At 42.1% G+C, this 18,799-nt stretch carries 15 protein-coding genes and 1 riboswitch; of the genes, 1 reads left to right on the top strand and 14 read right to left on the bottom strand.

Annotated features, from left to right (window positions below):
- Nucleotides 1-14: 14 nt before the first annotated feature.
- From BSO02S_RS15815 to BSO02S_RS15800, 4 genes are all read right to left on the bottom strand, one after another.
- A complete protein-coding gene (locus tag BSO02S_RS15815; protein WP_066069284.1) occupies nt 15-656 on the bottom strand; it encodes a queuosine precursor transporter in 642 nt (213 codons plus the stop codon).
- A 16-nt stretch (nt 657-672) separates the two neighbouring features.
- A complete protein-coding gene (queF, locus tag BSO02S_RS15810) occupies nt 673-1,173 on the bottom strand; it encodes a preQ(1) synthase (RefSeq protein ID WP_066069280.1) in 501 nt (166 codons plus the stop codon).
- 124 nt (nt 1,174-1,297) lie between these two features.
- Nucleotides 1,298-1,344, bottom strand: a riboswitch (PreQ1 riboswitch).
- A 180-nt stretch (nt 1,345-1,524) separates the two neighbouring features.
- Entirely contained in the window at nt 1,525-2,415 is an 891-nt protein-coding gene (locus BSO02S_RS15805) for an acyl-ACP desaturase (RefSeq protein WP_066069277.1), read from the bottom strand.
- Between the two features lie 334 nt (nt 2,416-2,749).
- Nucleotides 2,750-4,081, bottom strand: a complete 1,332-nt coding sequence (locus tag BSO02S_RS15800) for a S8 family peptidase (RefSeq protein WP_066069272.1) — start codon at nt 4,079-4,081, stop codon at nt 2,750-2,752.
- A 346-nt stretch (nt 4,082-4,427) separates the two neighbouring features.
- Between BSO02S_RS15800 and BSO02S_RS28490 the strand changes: the two genes are divergently transcribed.
- Complete coding sequence (locus BSO02S_RS28490) at nt 4,428-4,574, top strand: anti-repressor SinI family protein (RefSeq protein ID WP_142303789.1); 147 nt, start codon at nt 4,428-4,430, stop codon at nt 4,572-4,574.
- A 170-nt stretch (nt 4,575-4,744) separates the two neighbouring features.
- Here BSO02S_RS28490 and ebgA read toward each other — a convergent pair whose 3' ends face one another.
- From ebgA to BSO02S_RS15750, 10 genes are all read right to left on the bottom strand, one after another.
- On the bottom strand, nt 4,745-7,804 hold the full coding sequence (gene ebgA / locus BSO02S_RS15795; protein ID WP_096190911.1) for a beta-galactosidase subunit alpha: 3,060 nt from the start codon (nt 7,802-7,804) through the stop codon (nt 4,745-4,747).
- 194 nt (nt 7,805-7,998) lie between these two features.
- Nucleotides 7,999-8,829, bottom strand: a complete 831-nt coding sequence (locus BSO02S_RS15790) for a carbohydrate ABC transporter permease (RefSeq protein WP_066069269.1) — start codon at nt 8,827-8,829, stop codon at nt 7,999-8,001.
- Entirely contained in the window at nt 8,826-9,686 is an 861-nt protein-coding gene (locus BSO02S_RS15785; protein WP_066069334.1) for a carbohydrate ABC transporter permease, read from the bottom strand. Before BSO02S_RS15785 ends, BSO02S_RS15790 begins: the two co-directional genes overlap by 4 nt.
- Before the next feature lie 149 nt (nt 9,687-9,835).
- Nucleotides 9,836-11,128 (bottom strand): ABC transporter substrate-binding protein, encoded by a 1,293-nt coding sequence (locus tag BSO02S_RS15780; RefSeq protein WP_066069264.1) that lies wholly within the window; start codon nt 11,126-11,128, stop codon nt 9,836-9,838.
- A 273-nt stretch (nt 11,129-11,401) separates the two neighbouring features.
- Nucleotides 11,402-12,976, bottom strand: coding sequence for an aminomethyl-transferring glycine dehydrogenase subunit GcvPB (gene gcvPB / locus BSO02S_RS15775; protein WP_066069261.1), 1,575 nt, complete (start codon nt 12,974-12,976; stop codon nt 11,402-11,404).
- 16 nt (nt 12,977-12,992) lie between these two features.
- Nucleotides 12,993-14,381: an aminomethyl-transferring glycine dehydrogenase subunit GcvPA gene (gcvPA, locus tag BSO02S_RS15770; protein WP_066069256.1), complete on the bottom strand. Its 1,389-nt coding sequence runs from the start codon at nt 14,379-14,381 to the stop codon at nt 12,993-12,995.
- A 45-nt stretch (nt 14,382-14,426) separates the two neighbouring features.
- Nucleotides 14,427-15,206, bottom strand: a complete 780-nt coding sequence (locus BSO02S_RS15765; RefSeq protein WP_066069250.1) for an SDR family NAD(P)-dependent oxidoreductase — start codon at nt 15,204-15,206, stop codon at nt 14,427-14,429.
- Nucleotides 15,207-15,228: 22 nt separating this feature from the next.
- Complete coding sequence (locus BSO02S_RS15760; protein WP_066069247.1) at nt 15,229-16,938, bottom strand: amylo-alpha-1,6-glucosidase; 1,710 nt, start codon at nt 16,936-16,938, stop codon at nt 15,229-15,231.
- A gap of 35 nt (nt 16,939-16,973) precedes the next feature.
- Nucleotides 16,974-17,801 carry a carbohydrate ABC transporter permease gene (locus tag BSO02S_RS15755; protein ID WP_066069244.1) on the bottom strand — a complete coding sequence of 276 codons (828 nt, stop codon included), beginning with the start codon at nt 17,799-17,801 and terminating at the stop codon, nt 16,974-16,976.
- Between the two features lie 25 nt (nt 17,802-17,826).
- Nucleotides 17,827-18,771, bottom strand: coding sequence for a carbohydrate ABC transporter permease (locus BSO02S_RS15750; protein ID WP_096190912.1), 945 nt, complete (start codon nt 18,769-18,771; stop codon nt 17,827-17,829).
- Nucleotides 18,772-18,799 lie beyond the last annotated feature (28 nt).

Raw genomic sequence — 18,799 nt, 5'->3', positions numbered from 1 at the left:
TATTTACCACCCACTTATACTTCTTTTTGAAATGGATGTACCCGCTCCAGTGATTCCTTCCTACGTATTAGATGGACAAGTAAGTAAACTAGCGGTGTTGTGAGGATCGCTGCAAAGAATTTAAAAATGTATTGAGTCAAGATTAGGCTTCCTAGGACAGCTATTGGCATTGTTCCATAGAAGGCAATGGTTATAAATATGGACGTATCAATCAATTGGCTCAGCATGGTCGACGCATTATTGCGTAACCAAAGCTTTTTTTGCCCATGGGCGCTTTTTAATTTATTGAACACAAACACATCCAAGTTTTGACTCACTGCATAGGAAATTAAACTGGCAATAATCACCCGAAAACTTCCATTTAAAATCGTTTCGAATGATGATTGTTCTTGAAATACAGGTGCAGCTGGCAGATGAATCGCTATCGTAATAAAGATAAGCGCAAGGATTTGCATAATCAGCCCGGCCTGAACCGTTCTCCGCGCTTCTTTTTTCCCATAGACCTCAACGATTACATCAATAAGTGGATACGTAAAGATATAAATAATGACAGCGGCTGGCAATATGGCAAAATTTCCAATGCTAAAAAGCTTAACGGCAACAATGTTGGCTAAAATTAACAGGCCTACAAAAATTCCATTCAAGTAAAGTATCATGTCTTGATTCCTTCCCTTATCGATTATCGACCTTTTCTGGATAGAGGTCATGGTTCATCAAACGGAAATTGGCCATCTCCTCATACTTGGTGCCTGGTTTTCCGTAGTTGCACCATGGGTCAATGGAAATGCCGCCACGAGGTGTGAACTTCCCCCAAACCTCAATATAGCGCGGATCAAGTAACTGAATTAAGTCGTTCATGATGATATTGACACAGTCCTCATGGAAATCGCCATGATTCCGAAAGCTGAAAAGATATAGCTTCAATGACTTGCTCTCGACAATTTTTTTATTCGGAACATACGAAATATACATCGTTGCAAAATCCGGCTGATGGGTCAGCGGGCAAAGACTAGTAAACTCCGGACAGTTGAATTTAACAAAATAATCACGTTCCGGGTGCAGATTATCGACTGCCTCCAAAACCTCTGGTGCATAATCAAATGAATAGGTGGTGCCTTGATTCCCTAAAAGTGTTAAATCCTTTAATCCTTCTGTAGGCTTGCGGCCAGACATAAAAAAACCCCCTAGTAATGTGTCCCCACACTAAACCAAGAGAGTTTCTTCTGAACATTCTATGCAAACATTAGGAATATAAACCAAAAAAGCCACGTCCAATATGGACATGGCAACTAGTCATGTATCCATAGTTTTTTATAGAGGGTATCAGCTATGAACCTCTCCCGTTCAAGTCACGGGTACTTGCTTCCTATCTATCATAAAGAACTGTAAATAATACGTCAATATAAATTATTCCAAATGTACACGTGAGGTGCCTGCCACCTTTCTTTTGACACCACCCGATTTTGTCGAATCAAAAGGCAGACACTCCTCGGGTGGTGTCAGGCACCCCATCCAATCCTAAACTTACTTATTCTTATAAAAGCGGTCTCTGACTCTTTTCAAGCGGGCATGATACCTCAGAATATCCAGCCTCGCTTTTTCTGCTTCTGGGGCAATTGGTCTTAACTTTTCCAACTCCCAATATTCAACAATCACATCTAAAACTTGATCAAAATATTCCAATGGACCGTAGTTCGCCTCTTTGGCAATAATGGACATACGATCTTCGAAATCAGGCATCACGGTTCCAGGCATTTGAAAGTTCTTAATGACATGTCCTAAATGATAACAATAATTGGGTTCCAATTGCAGGTGGAATTTAATCACATCCCGGTAAAAGGCATAATGCAATGTTTCATCCTTAGCCAGACGGCGGAGCAGACTAGCTAAATCCTTATCATGCTGACCTGCGACTTTTGCGACATTATTATAAAACACCATCGTTGCCAATTCTTGCAAAGAGGTATATACCATGGTTTCAAAAGGCGTATGGTAATCGGGATTCCAGCCATTCTCAACCGTCTGTTTATGTAATTGATGGAGGCGTTTCGGATCTACATTACGTGTAATTAATAGATACGTTTCAAGCAGGTTTGAATGCTGGTCCTCCTCCGCCGTCCAAGTATGGACAAAATCTTTAATAACAGTTAACGATCCTTTAAAGGTTTGATCCAGATGTGAGGTGAACCAAGGCAGGTTCACTTCAGTCAAAAGGGCCGTCTCAACCGCAGTAATAACAGACGCTGGAAGTGTCACTTGGCTTTCATCCCACGGAACGCGGCGAAAATCCATTCCCTTATCCCATGGCAGGAAATCGTGATACCCCCAATCTATCTTTTCAGAACGCTTTTTATGTTCTTCATATAAATCTTTAAGTTTAGGTTCCAGCCTAAAATCCAAATCATTCGTTAACATCATAATCCCCCGTTGTTGGTAAAATTTATTTAGGTCCCCTGATCAACAATTCCCTTACAATGAAAAAGATCGGGTCGGCCATTCATCCACTAGACTATCCACATATTCAATTTTATTTATATCTGATATTAGTACCTACTACCAAAATTATAGCACAACTATTCTGAATTTAACCAACGGAAAGATTTAACAAGGTGTCAGGCACCCGTCCACTCAAATTCAATCAAACGTTTGATTAGTTTTTTTTCCCGAGAAATGGAATTACCAATAACCCTTATACACCCGGGAGTCAGCCCTTTTCAATCAAACGTTTGATTAGTTTTTTTATAGTAGCTTAATCAGGAGAAATAAAATTATTCGCATTAATATAGCCAGCACCATAAATGTTGTGATCCCTGTCCGTCCATAAATCTGCGCCATTCATAAGTAAGCCTTTTACTTCCTCCGGCGATAAATCAGGACGGTGCTGTTTCATTAAGGCTCCTACTCCAGCACAAATGGGTGTAGCCATTGAGGTACCCGATAAAACAAAGTAATCTTTCCCTACCCGATAGGATTTTTGCCGCTTATCCAAATAGGATTTAGGCGAACGTAAAGAGATAATGCTTACTCCTGGTGCAAGGATATCTGGTTTCTGTTTGCCATAAATGGTTGGTCCCCTGCTTGAAAAGCCGGCGACATCATCATCACTTCTTGTTTCTGCCGTATCTCGGTCATCCAATGCCCCAACGGTAATCACTTGATTGCTAATACCCGGGCTGGCAATTGTTCCTGCCTCTGGTCCTTCATTTCCCGCCGCTACAAATACGGTAATCCCAGAAGCCCATGCTTCCTCTACTATTTTCACCATCGGATCATCATTTTCACTTTCATAGGATTGTGCAGTACTGCCTACTGACAAACTGATAATCTCTATTTTATTTGCGGGATTATTCTCATTGTATTGAATACACCACTCAATCCCATCCATAATCGTTTCCCAAGAACCTGCACCCATTTTATTTAAAACTTTGACACCTATAAGATTGGCTTCTGGAGCCGGCCCGCTGTATCTAAAGGAAGAAGCGGCCCCATTGCCAGCCGCATCTCCCGCGCAGTGGGTTCCATGACCATTATCATCATAAGGGTCTGTTCTGTTTTTTATAAAATCGATAAAGCCGATAATTCTTCCAAATAGATCCTGATGCGGATAGATTCCTGTATCAACCACGGCAATCGTTACTCCTCTACCTGTTAAAACCGTATTATTTCTGACAATCTCTTTTGCGTTTGTGGATGGGACGGCCACATCTAGCAAGGCGCGAACTTCGCGATTTAAATAGACCCTAAGGATATGATTGCAGCTTGCGAGCATCTCCTCCAATCCTTTTGGGGTCACTTCAGCACTGCAGCAGGCAATCCTTGAGAAATCTCGTTTTATCCCATTGAAGAAGTGATTGTTCATCACTTTCTTTACCTCACTGCACCCAGCCTCATAACAGCCCTTTTCAAATTCAATAATCACAGGTAGCTTTTTCCCATATTTAATAAACCCATCAAACAGATTATGAAGAAAACACGGCGTCCATAAGAATGGTTGATACAGGTCCAATAATTTAACACGTAATGGTCTTTCCAACTTTTCGGCATGGGCTCGTACCATTTGTACCATTGAGTACCCAAACAACGCACATAACCTCCTTTCATACTTTTTTATAAGCTATGAGGGAGGAGGGAAATGGTAACGGTACTTGTCCATGCCCTATTAAAAAATAGCGTAACCCTTTATGGAACGAAATCTTACAATCTTTTAGTGGTGTCAGGCACCACTACTTAAGATAGGTTAGTGGTACAGGAAATTCAGAATATTTTAATTAACTAGAAGAGTTTTCCAAAATATAATACTCTTAAGTAATTAAAAGAAGTCGACTTGAATCAGGAATTGATTCATCCTCCCTTGCCAATCGAATTACTAATGGACTAGTAGCCATTTTACATTTCTTTGTTGCGGAGCTAGATTTAGCACGGATCGGATTCTATATTGCCCAAGTGGCAGAAGATGGCAAGAAAACGTTAGCAGCTCAAATTACGATGAGGAATGGATTGACCTTATGCTACTGGCAAAACAAATAGGAGTAACCCCAGAGGAAGTCAAAAGTTTCCTGCTTCAACCAAAATGATTGGGTGTCAGGCACCAATTCAGTGCACTGACACCACCACTAGTTTAAACACTAGGAGATAAAACAACAGCAAAATATCACAGCAAAAAGGTTGGCGGAAGTTAGTTTCCCGCCAACCTTTTCCACTTACTATTAGTGCCTTAATATTGGTGCCTGACACCAGCGGCAATCTAGCACCGTTCACGTCCAAGTTCTACAGCTGTTGTTTCTTCGCTGTTAAATGGAGAGATACGGAAGGAAAGTGTGAAATCTTCAAATTTACAACGGTATTTCTCTAATTGGTCTTGTCCACAGGAGTTACTGCCAAGTCCATTTTGTTTGTAGTCCAGATTTAAGACCACATAGTCTCGCGGCATTAACTCAACTGTATGCTTCGCTCGTTCTAGATCACTAACTTCATAGTGTGAAGCACTAAAATCAAACATCTTATCGGCGATAAACATGAGGCCATTCTTATCATGATTAGTAAGGCTGACCCAGTCACAATCGGAACGATTGCCGTTTTCCTGCGGCTTAACATAGTTCGTAAACAAATCGTCAACCGTCTTTTTGTATACTCCTAAATGATTCGCTTGCTTGGAATCGACATAGCTTTCTCCAGGACCTCTGCCGCGCCACTCGGTATCGCTGAAATCATTATTTAAGCGCAAGTTAACACCAAGACGAGGAATCATAACCGGTGCATTCTCCTTCATACCGGATGCAACCCCGTCGATGCTGCAAACAATATCTCCATCCGGATAGATGCTGTAATGATACTGAAGTTGATAATACCATGAGCTGTTTGTTGTACCATACAAGGCATCTGTATGCCATTCAAACACACCGTCTTTCAACTCATAACGAGCATCTTCGACTATTTCATGGCCAAGGTGCATGAAATATTTTGTCCGATAATCCGTCACATAGTACATATCATTATCAATAGGAGCACGCCAGAAATTGAACTGTGGTCCCTTCTTAATCTGTACTTTACCATTACGTGTTACCTCTTTTAACACTCCTTTGACACAATCAAAGGTGACGGTGAAATCATGACCACTAACAGTTACCAGTGCAGCTTCATTTCTAACTTGAAGCTCACCTGCAGCATGGACCTTAGGCATTTTTTCCTTGCCTGGAAGTACAAAAGAAGCATTCGCTAATTCGTGACCCTTCGCTGCCCATGGTGTATCTTGGTTTAGTGTATAAGAGAATACGAAATAATAATTGGCTCCGCTGACTTTCTCGATTTCACGCCCCACCGGCAGCTGAATCTCCGCTGTCTCTCGCCCAACTAGCTTTGGAAGGTCTACAGTAAATGATTCTAGCAATTTATCATCCTCATATAGTGCACAAGTCAAATCTAAATGGTTTAGTGATAAGAAATCATAGCGATTAATGAGTCGAAAAATCCCCTCTTCAAGATCAATACATTCAGTTTGAACTGGCTCAATGACTTTCTTGTATTCAAATAAACTTGGTGACGGTGTACCATCAGGCATGATTAACCCATCGATACAGAAGTTGCCATTTGTCGGATCGTCGCCAAAATCTCCGCCGTAGCGATAGTAAACCGTGCCATCCTCCGCAACGGTTTCGATACCGTGATCAAACCATTCCCATATGAATCCGCCTTGCAGCTTATCATGCTTGTAAAATAAGTCTTGATATTCTTTCAGATTGCCAGGCCCATTCCCCATGGCATGCGCATATTCACAAAGGATATGTGGCTTTTTTGTTTTTTCAATGACTTTCTCCATCGTTAGCCGGTCGTCATGACGCTCAAGCCATGTATACATCGTGCTGTACACATCGGTTACCTCTGCTTCACGATCACCCTCATAATGAACAAGTCGCGTCGGATCCACCTCCTTAGCCCTTTTTGCCATCGCCTGGAAATTGTGACCGAAGGCTGATTCATTCCCAAGCGACCACATGATAATACATGGATGGTTTTTGTCACGCTCAATCATCCGTTCAAGTCGAGAAACATGGGCCGTTTCCCAATCAGGATCGTTGCTGATCCAGTCATATTTTCCGGTTAGTTCAAAGCCGTGACATTCTAAATCTGTTTCATCAATCACATACATCCCGTATTGATCACAAAGGTCATATAAGTAATAAGCGTTTGGATAATGAGCAGTCCGAAGTGCATTAATATTGTTTTGCTTCATCGTCTTAATATCGCGCTCGATTTCCTCTTTCGTTACCACTCGCCCTGTTTTAGGATTGTAGTCATGGCGGTTCACACCTTTTAATTTAATCGCCACACCATTAACTAAGAATGTATCCCCTGAAACAACAATCGTGCGGAAGCCGACATGCTGGTGAATTACCTCAATGATTTTTCCGCCAGCATCCTTGACTGTCATATAAAGATGATATAAATTAGGCTCTTCTGCACTCCATTTCAAAGGTGCGGCAACATATTTACTAAAAGGTTCATCCGCCTGTTTTTCCTCACTAAACAGTTTCATACCATCCGGACCTATTAATTCATAAACAATCGTTTGGCCACGTTGTTCTGTCACCTTGACCGAAACCGATAGAGTCGCGTCACGATAGTCGCTATCAAACTCCGTTTTGACGGTATAGTCATAAAGCCCGACTGTTGGTTTTGTATACAGTTCAACATCCCGGAAGATCCCACTCAGCCACCACATATCCTGGTCTTCCAAATACGTACCGTCCGACCACTGGAATACTCGGACAGTAAGTGTATTACTGCCCTGACGGCAAAGATTAGTAATATCAAACTCAGCTTGAATCCTCGCGCCCTTACTATAGCCGGCAAACTCACCGTTTACATACAATTCGTAGGCAGAATCCACTCCATTAAAACGAAGGATTAATTGTTCTCCCTCAAGACTGCGGTCGAGCTCAAATTCACGGCGATAAATCCCAGTCGGATTATCTGTAGGCACCCGCGGCGGAATAATCGGAAAGTTATACCACAGGTCCGAATAATGCATTTTTCCGTAGCCTTGCAGCTGCCAATTGCCAGGAACCGTAATATCATCCCATTCGGTTGTATTCAAATCATCTTGATAAAAGCCATCAGGCCAATATTCAGGTGCTTCCAGAAACGTAAATTTCCATGTCCCATTAAGACATTGATAATAGTGGCTTTTTCCTGCACCACCCGTTTCCGCAGCTTCACGGGAAGGAAAGCTGACATAATGGGCACGGGCCTCCATCCGGTTCATTCCATCTGTATGGATGTCTTCCCATCTTTTCAACTTTTTCATACCTACACCTCTTTAAGATTGTTACTTTTTTGATTCGCTGATAAATAGCTTAGATTCGCTGATAAACCTATAAAATTCGCTGATAAATGATTTTAGCTCGCTTAAAATACCAAATAATTCGCAGGGGAAGTGTAATTTTACACCCAAAGATGACTTTTTAATGGTTTAATTTTTCGAAAAACAATAATACAGCTTTATTCTTTAACTGATCCACCCAAAATCCCTGAAATAAAATGCTTTTGCAATAGCAGGAAGAATATCATTATCGGAATCGTAGACAAAGTGGTTCCTAACATTAGTTGGCCATAATCAATTCGCGCCATCCCAATTAAGCTTGATAGTGCGACAGGCAGGGTAAACATTTCCTTGGAGTTTAGCGTAATGAGCGGCCAGAGTAAGCTATTCCATTGCGCCATAAATTGAAAGATCGCCACAGCAGCCAGTGCCGGTCTTGTCACTGGTAGAATGACGGAAAAGAAAATTTTTAATTCCCCTGCACCGTCAACTCGGGATGCTTCAATTATAGAAGTGGGAACCGCCTGCATATTTTGCCTCATTAAATAAATCGCAAAAGGCGCGGCAAGACTTGGTAAAATAATGGCTTGATACGTGTTTAACCAGTCAAATGCCACCATCATTTCAAATAGTGGAATCAATGTTACCTGGAATGGAATCATCAACGAGCATAAAATAACAAAAAAGAAGATATTCTTTCCTTTAAAGCGGTATTTAGCAAAGGCATATCCTGCCATCGCACTAATAAGCGTGCTGACAAAGGTATACACAATGGCAATGAACAAGGAATTCCAAAAGATTTTCGCGATACCTAATGACTCGCTAAGTGTTTGAAAGTTTTTCGCTAAGAAACCACCAGGGAGAAGCTTTGGCGGAACGCGAAAAATCTCACCTGAAGGATGAGTGGACCCAACAATCATCCAATAGAATGGAGCAATAGATAGGATCACACCGACGATCAATAAACTATACATCCAGATTTTTGTTGAAAGCTTCTTTGACGTAATCATTCCTCTGTGTCACCTACCAATTTCATCTGAACCCATGAAACGATTGCCGTGATGAGCACGAGTACATAGGCAATGGCTGAAGCATAACCAAAGTCAAAAAACTTAAAGCCTGTTTCGTATAAATAAAGCGTAATGGTCATGGTCGCACTATTCGGACCGCCATGTGTCAAAATAAATGGCTCGTCAAACAGCTGAAGTGTGCCAATCGTTGACATGACGACTGTAAAGATGAACACCGGCTTTAATTGTGGAAGGGTAATCATGAAAAATTGTTTTACCTTGCCTGCTCCGTCAATACTTGCGGCTTCATATAAATCGGCCGGGATATTTTGCAATCCTGCTAAAAGAATCACCATATTATAGCCGGTCCATCTCCATGTCATAACAAGAATCACAGAGACCTTTGCCCAAAATGGGGAGGTCAGCCACGGAATCTTGTCTACTCCGATGAATGAAAGGAAATAGTTTACTAATCCAAAATGCTCGTCTAATAGGATCATAAAGACAATCGATGCCGCAACAAGTGCTGTAATCGCCGGCATGAAATAGGCAATTCGGAACAGTGCCTTTGCTTTAATCAGGGATGAATGAAGTCCGACAGCAATTAACAATGCCACAAAAATCATAATCGGTACTTGGATGATTAAGATTTGAAACGTATTTAACAGCGCTTTATAAAAAACCGGGTCATGAATTAAGCGCGTATAATTAGCTAATCCAACAAACGATTTCTCGATACCCCGCACCTCTTGAAAGCTTAGGATAAAAGAAGAAATGACCGGATAAACAGTAAAAATTAAAATTAATAAAAACGCCGGAGCGATAAATACATATGGAGCAGTTTTGGGAGTCAACAAATTTCTTCTAGTTTTGGTGCGATAATTTGCCGCGGTGCTTACTACCTTTTCTGTTTCTTCCACTAATGGCACCTCCCTGAGCTGATGGAATACTTCCATTGATAGAAATGAGAGGAGCAAAACCGCCCTCTCTCATTCTAAAAAGCCTTTTATTTAATTTCATTTTCAAGTTGTTTTTGAGCATCTTTTAAGGCAGATTCTACAGATTTATTTTCCAATAATATCGCTGCTTGGGCATTAGCCATAAGACTGCTGGCTTTTGCATAATTTTCGTTTAGGTGAATCTTTGGGACCTCGTCGACAATATCAGCAACCTTCTTGAAAATCGGACTATTATTAAAGTACTCGCTATTTGCCGTAAACTCAGGTGCACTATAGGTTTCCTTTAAAGACGGGAAAAGTCCGTATTTTTCAAAGCCTAACATTTGTGAATCTTGATTTGTGGTAAAGAATTCAACAAAGGCATAGGCAGCCGATTGATTTTTGCTAGTAGCAGGGATTAACAAGGATGAGCCCCCTACATTTGCATATCTAGTGCCGCCCTCTTTAAAGCTTGGCAAGAAAAATACATCCCATTTTCCCTTTAAGTCCGGTGCTTGGTCCATAATGGAACCCGTATACCAGACACCATAAGGAACCGTTGCCACCTCTCCGTTAACTGTAGCCGTAACAATGCCATCCCAGCCCTTGTTATTTAAGATTAAATCCTCATCATGGAGCTTTTTGATGACAGTCATGGCACGAACCGCTTCTTTTGTTTGGAGTGCAATTTTCCCGTCCTTATCAAAATAAGAAAGTCCTTGCTGCTGCATCATCATTTGAAAGACGCCATCATAGTTCGGGATATCAATTGGCAGCATCTTTTTACCAGTTGCTTCCTTAACCTTTTTCCCTGCTGCTATATAGTCATCCCACGTTTGGATAGAATTCGGGTCCACACCCGCTTTTTTAAAATAATCAACGCGGTAGAATACTCCCGCAGGACCAATATCCCATGGGGCTGCGATGAAGTTACCGTCTTTATCCTGAACAGATGCTACCTTTGCAGGGTTAAACGCTTCTCTGTACTGGTCATATCCAAGCTTGTTCAAGTTTAAAAATCCTTGCGGAAACTGGTGGATATAGCCGGGAATTCGCTCATCCTCCATTAACACAACATCCGGCAGCCCGGAACCTCTTGCGGCGAGGCCAACGGTTAGTTTTTCATAAAGATCGCCGCTATTGAAATCCTCCACTTTTACTAAAACATCAGGATATTTCTTCTGAAAACTTTCAACAGCTGCCTTCATCGTTGACGCAGCAACATCCCAGCCCCAAACGGTTATCGTCCCTGCTGGATGTTTGGAATCCCCTGTTTTCACTTTATCCCCAGATGATTGATTGGAGCAGGCGGATACCACTAAAAGAAGCATGGCAAGCAAAATAGATAAGTACTTTTTCATGTTGGTCCCCCGATTTTTATAAAAATAATAAAGTATAAATTTTTGACTTTGAGAATTGTACAGCTCCAGCGCCCTAGCGGCTAGTGTCCTTCGCTCTCCTCCCTACGATAAGTCAAGCACGAATGCGCCTCCGGCTCTTCGTGTTTCCTTTATCTCAGTTGGAGCGATCCACAAGGAAGGCTTCGACAGCATAATCATCGCTCGAAGAAAAAGCGTTAGCTTTTTCGAGGAGGCCATACGCCGCTGAACAGGGCGCTTGCGCTTTTCTATATTTTACTTAACAGTTTCGCATGCTTGTGTCTTTTTTAAATAGGAACGCCAGCTGATACACCACTTCTCAGGGTTTTCAAGGAAATCCTGCTCGTCCATTTTATGAATCGTACTAGTATGCGGAGCCGTTTTAACGATTTCTGGATTTTCATAAGCTTCTTGTGAAATTTGCTCTAGTGCATGAATGTATTCATCTAGGTCCTCTTTTGAGTAGGACTCCGTCGGCTCAAGAGTGAACGGCTGTTTTACGATATATGGATGATGGCTTGTCCAGTAATGAAGACCGAAATCTGTCATTCGTAACGTAACATCCTCTGTCGTCACTCCCGTTTCCAAAGTCATCTGCTCCCAGCTATAACGGACCTGTTCAAGACGGTGGCCCAAGACATAAGGTGCACTTGCACCACGAATTGCTAAAACTTTATGGTACATGTAATTATTGTTTAACACGGCAATTTTCGCGACTTCCTTCAGACCATCTGCTCCAAGGGCGCGAATCCAGGCATACGCACGTAATACCGTTTGCGCAACACCGTGGAAGGAACGAACCTTGCCTATGGAATGCTCTAGATCATATTGAAGCGAATATCTGCCGTCATGATGTTCCACAATTGGCGCCGGCAAGAATTCCTTCAATCCCGCGATGACCCCAAGTGCTCCTGTTGCTGGCCCGCCGCACATATGCGGAGCCGCAAATGTTTTGTGAAGATTGAAGAAACACATATCAAAGCCTGCTTCTTTTGCTCTTGTCATTCCTAAAAGACCGTTAGCATTCGCCTGATCATAGAAGCAAAGACCGCCAGCTTGGTGAATAATATCGGTAAACTCTTTAATCCTTGGATTGAAGATTCCTGTATCTTCCGGGTTTGCCACGACAAAGCCCGCAGTTCTTTCCGACACGGCTGCTTTTAACTTTTCAATATCAGGAAAACCATTTTCATCCGGATGCAGGGTGATAATTTTATAGCCTTTTACAGCTGCTGTTGCTGCCTGTGAAGGATGTGAGAAAATAGTAGTAATAATTTCATCCCGCTTTTCCCCTTCTCCTCTCGATTCGTGATACTTCCTTACAATCGATGCCATGGCAAACAGTGCTTGCGTGCCGCTGCTCGGTTGGAAGGAGAAATAATCCATTCCTGAAATTTCTCGCATACATAAATCGAGGTTGTGGAAAATCTCTAGCATTCCTTGAACGGTTCCTTCGTCTTGCAATGGATGAAGCTCCATCATTTTCGGATCACGAACTAACAGTTCATTAATTTTGGGGATGTATTTCATCGTACATGTTCCTTGGCCGATTTCTACGTTAAAATCAGAACCAAGCGTTTCCTGTGACAGTCTTAAATAATGGCGCAACACACGTGCCTGGCCAATTTCAGGAAGATTCGGCTTATTCCTTCTCTGCATCGCTTCAGGAATAACCGATGTCCCATCACCTACAGCTAAGGCAACATCGTTATTTACCGGCGGCAGCTCCACACCCTTTTCCCCAGGCTGATGGAGTTCGAAAATGATTGGCTCATTCCATTTTGCTTGGTGAAAATCACGGGTTTTGCTCGTACGCTTTATCCTTTGCATATCAAAAAACTCCTCTCTATTTCGTTAAAATCTCTTTAATCGATTGAACAAGATGGTCAATATCCTCTTTCGTATGAACCTCGGTTACACAAAATAGTGCCGACTGACCAAACTCAGGGAACTCTTGTGAAAGATCTTTTCCGCCAAAAATCTTCTTCTCGATCAGTCTTTGATTAATCTGTTCGACCGAAAGTCTGGTTTGATTAAAATCAACGATAAACTCTTTAAAGAATGGTGATTCCAAACGAGAACCTGTTACACCGGTAAGTTGATTTAATTGCTGCACCGCATATTGACTATTTTGCATAATCGTTTGGCCGACTTCCTGCATTCCTTCTGGTCCAAGCAGTGCTAAATATACACCGGCTGTGATTCCCCATAAGGCAGTCTGGGTACCCACCGATTCTTTTCCTTTTTCTCTTAAGGCAAAGGACGTCCGTTCATAAGCGACATCGCCAAAACCGTATTCCCCTTCTTTTACGGTAGGAACAATCCCAAACAATCTTGATGGGTACTCCTGAACAAATTTCACCTCATCACGAGTGGCAATAAATCCAGCTTGACCGCCGCTGAAATTCATGTGCATGCCAAGCGGCTGTAAGTCCCCGCAGACAATATCAGCACCATAATGGCTTGGCGGTGCCAAGACTCCAAGTGAAATGGGATCGACCCCGACTACCATTAGAGAATCATTTCCCTTTAACAGCTTCGAAATCTCCGGTCCTTGTGCCTCGATAAACCCAAGATAGGATGGGTTTTCAAAATAAACAGCAGCAACGTCATCTGTTAATTTTGCTTTTAAATCCGCTAAGTCCATGGCGCCTGATTGTGTATCAAATTGAACAAACTCGAATTGTAAATCCGGTGTTCCGTAATTAATCATGATTTTGCTGCGTTCCGGTGCAACCGATTTAGCAAGCAAAACTCTATTCCTTCCGGTTATCCGGGCTGCCATTCGAACAGCGGTAGCTGCCGCTTGTCCCCAATCGAATGTCGGTACATTGACAACATCCATATCGACTAATTCAGCTACTAAACTCTGATACTCAAATAGTGCCTGAAAACGGCCATGATCCTCATACGGTTCCCCAGCATACGCCGTTAGAAATTCAGAGCGTTGATTGATTTCGTCACAAACAGCGGGAATAAAATGCTGCCAGCAGCCCGCCCCTAGAAAATTCAAATTTTCCTTTGTACTGGTGTTTTTATTCAATAGCCCTTCAATATGGCGTCTCAGTTCATACTCCGTTAAAGAAGGAGGAAGCTTCATCTCTTCCTTGAACTGCAATTCTTCTGGTATACAAGAATATAACTCCATAATTGATTCCGCGCCTATTACCTTTAACATCTCAGCCTGTACTTCAGGGACCATATTTGGTATATAAGGATGTACCTTTTGTGACATGAAAATAACCTCCTATTAGTCATTACCTTGTTTTTTCTGAAAAATTTACGCCAATCCGCCGCCATCAACGATTAAATCTGTACCGGTAATCCATGAAGACAAGTCACTTGCCAGGAATAATACACCCTTCGCAATGTCTCTTGGCGTTCCAAGTCTTTCTAACGGCCGGCCTTTTGCAGATGATACTAAGAAGGCGTCTTCTTGCTGGTTTAATTGCTTCGCTTCACTTCTTAACAGCGGTGTATCCGTATCCCCAGGACAAATGCAGTTCACACGAATATTTTGCGGTCCATGGTCAATTGCCATCGCTTTTGTTAAATTCACCACTCCAGCCTTCGCTGCACAGTAAGCGGCTGCTTGATCTCCGCCTTTTAATCCCCAGCCGGAGCCGGTGTTGATAATACTGCCTCCGCCGCCGTTTGCCATAAGCGGAATTAAATATTTTGATAGAAGATAAACCCCTTTTAACGATACATCGATGACTAAATCCCATTCTGACTCTTCTAAATCGACAACCGTTTTTCTTCTGATGACACCCGCGTTGTTAAATAGGACATCAACTGCACCGTAATTCGCTTCAACAAAATCTCTTACTGACATGCAATCATCGGCATTTGTTACATCACAGCGAACAAATTCAACCTTAAAATCCTTCTCTTTTAAGTCGGCAACCGCTTTTTGCCCATTGGCTTCATTAATATCTAACAAAATCACTTTAGAACCAACTTCCCCTAAAAGCGTTGCCGTCGCCAAACCGATTCCAGATGCAGCGCCTGTTACCACACAAACTTTATCTTTTAATCCGAAATAATCTTGATTTACCATTCTCATTCCTCCATCTATTTGTTTACTTTTCCAGCAATAAGTGACCCAAAATTAGGAATACACTTGATGTCCAGGTAAAGGCAGGGTCGCGCAGGCCTTCTCCCGTTAGGGCATTAAAGTTTTCGGCCATGCCGGATGTAGCTGCCATCTTACAAAAGCGCTTCGCTATTTCGAGGGCTAGCTCCTTTTCCCCGGATGCAATCAATCCGTCCACTACCAGCAATGTCGTCGGCGCCCAAATCGGGCCGCGCCAATAGCCATCATGCTTGTAAAATTGGCTTTCCGGAAGCTCCGTTGCCAATCCATGCTCAGTTAAAAAGCCCTTATGTTTAATATCATCTACTAATCTAGTTAGAATTTCCGCCGGCAGCCGTTTTCCAAGAATGAGTGGAATAGATAAAACGAGACTGTCCGATTCAATGACTTCATGGCTGCCTGAGCGCTTTGCCGTAAACTGTTTTCCATCCCAGAAATGATCGATCATTTTAGATAACAGTTCTTGTGATTTAAGCATCCATTCATTGGCTTCATCCAGTTTTCCAAGCTTACCGGCTATTTCTGCCAGAACCTCGATTTGCAGCACTAAGAACGAAGATAGATCCGGGCTTTCCACAGGGGTTCCTTTGTGAAAAATCGTGCTGTTATCCCAGCCGCTGTCATTGCCGTGATTATATTGCGGGATTCCATCGAGATCATCATCCCTGTAGCGAAGCCACCACTTTGTCCACTTGACAAGCGGTTCATACACTTCTGCCAATTTTTCAAGCGTAACAAACGCAGTATTCTTCATCAGGTGCTTTAAGGTCCATCCGTGAATCGGTGGCTTGCAGCAGTTCCATAATGCCCATTGATCATTTAAAAAGTCTGGTAATGCTCCGGAATCATCCTGTTGATCAAAGAAAATACAAAATTGATCCCAGGCGAGCTCGGGCTGGTGCTCGCTTAATGCCATTGCATTAAAACAATGGTCCCAGCTCCAAATATTCGTCATCCAGTTTTTCGACATATACATTGCTGGTCTAGTTAATAATCCATCTGGTTTCACCACACATGACCAAGTAATATACGATGCCAAATCATGCCCCTTTTGAAAGCTGGAAGGAACCTGCAGCGTGTTCTCCTGCCACTGTTGATAGTCATTAGCTGCCTGTTCCGCATTGTCACGAAAGGGCATTTCAAGTGCATGATCGTGTTGAAACATAAGCTGATATTCTGAAATAGCCATATCAAATGTCTTGCTTATGGGATTGGGGTCACAGTGCACCGTTATATGCTTGCTTTTATCTACTTCAAAGGGGGCATCCACATTCAGATCGCCTTCTAATGGAATAATGCGAAAGCGCCGTTCCTGTAAAAAGCTATTAATCTCCCAAGTTTGATCCGGAAAAGCCAATGCATAATCATAGGAGCCTGTTATCGCCGTGAGTTTAACCCCCACATCCGCTCCTTTTATTCGAATCGTCCGATCCGAACTAAAGCAGCATTCAACGATATCAAGACTTCCATCCGTTGCAATAAGCTTTAAAACATGGGGGGCCCATTCCACTTCATAATCAATCTCTTGATTTCCTCGAACAAGTTCTATTTTAAAAATCGCTCCATCTTTCTCATCTCCACCGCGGATATGACGGATATATAATGATTTCGGGTCTCTATTCCGGCCATACAGTGGAGAAATGACTAGATAGGAACCATAACGGCTAAATGGAAGCTTCATATTTTCAACCTTCATTGCTTTTTTCCTCCTACAAAACTCACCCGATATAATTATTTCAAACCAGTTGTTTGTGCACCCTCGACAATTTTCTTTTGTGCCAGGAAGAATATAACAAGAGGGACAATACTAATTAAGAAGGTTACGGCCATGATCCCGCTCGTATTCACATCATGAACACCTTTAAATTGCGCCAGCCCAAGGGTCAACGTATATTTACTTTGATCATTTAAGAAAATCAGCGGACCCAAATAATCATTCCAGCTTCCCAAAATATTGAATACCGCAATTAACACAATGACCGGCCATACCAACGGCAGATAGATTTTGTAATAAATTTGGAACACATTTGCCCCGTCTATTCTCGCCGCTTCATCCAATTCTTTCGGAATCGACATGATGAATTGGCGCAGCAAGAAGATATAGAAGGCAGAACCGAACCATGAAGGAATAATTAATGCCTTCAACGTATTAATCCAGCCAAATAAATTAAACTCCATATATTGGGGAATCATCGTTACTTCCCACGGGATCATCATTGTCGCCAGCAGAATAATAAAGAGACTGTCTCGCCCTTTAAATTTAAACCGGGCAAACCCGTAAGCAACAAGAGTAGATGAAACAATTTGTCCAATCGTCGTAAGTGCCGTTACAATCAAACTATTAATTAAGAAAAGATTAAATGGCTGGCTGTTCCAAGCCTTTGCAAAGTTTTCGAAATGCCATTCGGAAGGAAATAGTTTTGGCGGAAACTGACTAAGCTCTTCCGGCCCCTTCAGTGATGTCATCACCATCCAAAAAAACGGCAAGAGAAATAACAGCGAAAGAGCAATTAATAGGCCATATACGAAACTTTTTCGTACACTCTTTTTCCTTTTCATACGGCAGGCACCTCCATTTCGCTCATTATTTTTCGTTCTTCACTTCATTTTCGTAATAGACCCACATGCTTGACGATTTAAATACGAGTAAGGTGAGGGCTAACACAATGAGGAACATGATCCATGCATTTGCCGATGAATAACCCATTTTGAAATACTTAAACGCATTTTCGTAAACATACATCGCATAGAAATACGTGGACTGAAGCGGTCCCCCGCCCGTTAATACCAGTGCGAGCGTCAGCTGTTGAAACGCACCGATAATCGTCATAATCAAATTAAACAGAATCGTAGGCGATAATAAGGGCACGGTAATTTTGAAAAACTGAAAGATTTTTCCCGCGCCATCAATTTCTGCAGCTTCGTATAAATCTTGGGGGATGTTTTTCAATCCTGCTAAAAAGATCAGCATCATCGTCCCTTGCCCCCATAAACTTGCAATGACCATTGCAACGAGCGCCCAGCTTGTGCTATTTAACCAATTGGGCCCTTCAATCCCAATTAAGGAGAGTAAATAATTCAATATTCCGTATTCTCCATCGAAAACCGTCCCCCAGATCATAGCAAGCGCAACACCGGAAATAACAGAGGGGACATAGAAAAACGTGCGAAACAAGGAGCTTCCCTTTACCTTTTGGTTTAATAAAATTGCAAGTAATAATGCCAGAATAATATTTATTGGAACAAAAAACAGCGCAAACTTCACTGTGACCCATAAAGAGTGCCAAAACAGCGGATCATCCGTAAACATAGTGATATAGTTTGAGAATCCGATAAATTTCCTTTCGCCGACAATCGGCCAATCAAAAAAACTAATCACAAACGAAAACAATAATGGCCCTAGCGTGAAAACGACAAAACCAATGATCCAGGGGGCAATAAAAAGATACGGAATGAGTTTTGTCCATTTATTTCTCCTCTTTAGTTGGATTGACGAAGGTGTGATGTTAACACTTAAGTCTGATTTCATAAATACCTCCCTCTCCTTTTTTCTAAAA

This window comes from Neobacillus soli NBRC 102451, assembly GCF_001591665.1.
In the GTDB taxonomy this organism is placed as follows: Bacteria; Bacillota; Bacilli; order Bacillales; family Cytobacillaceae; genus Neobacillus; species Neobacillus soli.
This window is presented reverse-complemented; position numbering and strand designations above follow the sequence as displayed.

Bases quoted from the DNA above. Each gene is read 5' to 3' on its own strand.
- BSO02S_RS15815 (WP_066069284.1), bottom strand. From the start codon at position 656: ATGATACTTTACTTGAATGGAATTTTTGTAGGCCTGTTAATTTTAGCC.
- queF (WP_066069280.1), bottom strand. From the start codon at position 1,173: ATGTCTGGCCGCAAGCCTACAGAAGGATTAAAGGATTTAACACTTTTA.
- BSO02S_RS15805 (WP_066069277.1), bottom strand. From the start codon at position 2,415: ATGTTAACGAATGATTTGGATTTTAGGCTGGAACCTAAACTTAAAGAT.
- ebgA (WP_096190911.1), bottom strand. From the start codon at position 7,804: ATGAAAAAGTTGAAAAGATGGGAAGACATCCATACAGATGGAATGAAC.
- BSO02S_RS15790 (WP_066069269.1), bottom strand. From the start codon at position 8,829: ATGATTACGTCAAAGAAGCTTTCAACAAAAATCTGGATGTATAGTTTA.
- BSO02S_RS15780 (WP_066069264.1), bottom strand. From the start codon at position 11,128: ATGAAAAAGTACTTATCTATTTTGCTTGCCATGCTTCTTTTAGTGGTA.
- gcvPB (WP_066069261.1), bottom strand. From the start codon at position 12,976: ATGCAAAGGATAAAGCGTACGAGCAAAACCCGTGATTTTCACCAAGCA.
- gcvPA (WP_066069256.1), bottom strand. From the start codon at position 14,381: ATGTCACAAAAGGTACATCCTTATATACCAAATATGGTCCCTGAAGTA.
- BSO02S_RS15765 (WP_066069250.1), bottom strand. From the start codon at position 15,206: ATGGTAAATCAAGATTATTTCGGATTAAAAGATAAAGTTTGTGTGGTA.
- BSO02S_RS15760 (WP_066069247.1), bottom strand. From the start codon at position 16,938: ATGAAGGTTGAAAATATGAAGCTTCCATTTAGCCGTTATGGTTCCTAT.
- BSO02S_RS15755 (WP_066069244.1), bottom strand. From the start codon at position 17,801: ATGAAAAGGAAAAAGAGTGTACGAAAAAGTTTCGTATATGGCCTATTA.
- BSO02S_RS15750 (WP_096190912.1), bottom strand. From the start codon at position 18,771: ATGAAATCAGACTTAAGTGTTAACATCACACCTTCGTCAATCCAACTA.